Source organism: Mucilaginibacter sp. P5_A4 (assembly GCF_056400605.1).
The window spans coordinates 1-639 of the sequence record NZ_JBFUKX010000175.1 but is presented as its reverse complement, the minus strand read 5'-3'; the positions used below and the strand labels follow the sequence as shown (position 1 = coordinate 639).

The 639-nt window shown below is 34.1% G+C and carries 1 protein-coding gene; it reads right to left on the bottom strand.

Features of this window, described 5'->3' with window-relative positions; genetic code table 11:
- The coding region (locus AC1DQW_RS27880) for a hypothetical protein (protein ID WP_477457055.1) at window positions 1-613 on the bottom strand (613 nt) is incomplete at its 3' end.
- Between the last annotated feature and the right edge of the window lie 26 nt (window positions 614-639).

The following is a 639-nucleotide window of genomic DNA, read 5'->3' as shown; positions in this document are numbered from 1 at the left end:
GTTTAAAGTAGTCATCATCAGATTTTGAATACTTACTTCTAAGGTTGTTAAGATCGAGAGGTGGATTTACCAATAGCGATTCTTTAAATTGTTTCCCAAAAAAGGTACTACTGGCAAACTGAAATACAAAACTATTATATGCGGTGAGACCATAATTATAATCGCCACTTAAAGTAGCTACATCCATATTTTTGGCTGCATCCACAACCTCATTTGACTTTTCGGCTGCAAGATAGGAGGCAAAAATCTTGGACGGAGAAACCGTTAACACACTACTATAATCCCCATTTATCGTAAATGCACGCGCTGCCGGAAACAGAACAAAAATCATTAACGATAAAACTATTCCGGGAATAATCAACGATCGTTTTGCTTTAATATCCTTTACAAAATACAACGGGAATACGATCGTTATAAATAAATTAAAAGCCTCACTTCTCCGTCCGTATACAAAAATATTTACTAATGAAAACAATAATGATATAATTAGAAAAGCCATCTTTTTAGATTTAGGCTTTAATAAATAAGATATTAAAAGCATTATTGTTGCGGGCCTTAAAAAACGAGCTGGAAAAACTAACACAGCAAATAAGCCCCCGGTAGTTGATCCCAAATCTACATTTCGAATAATGATAAGTG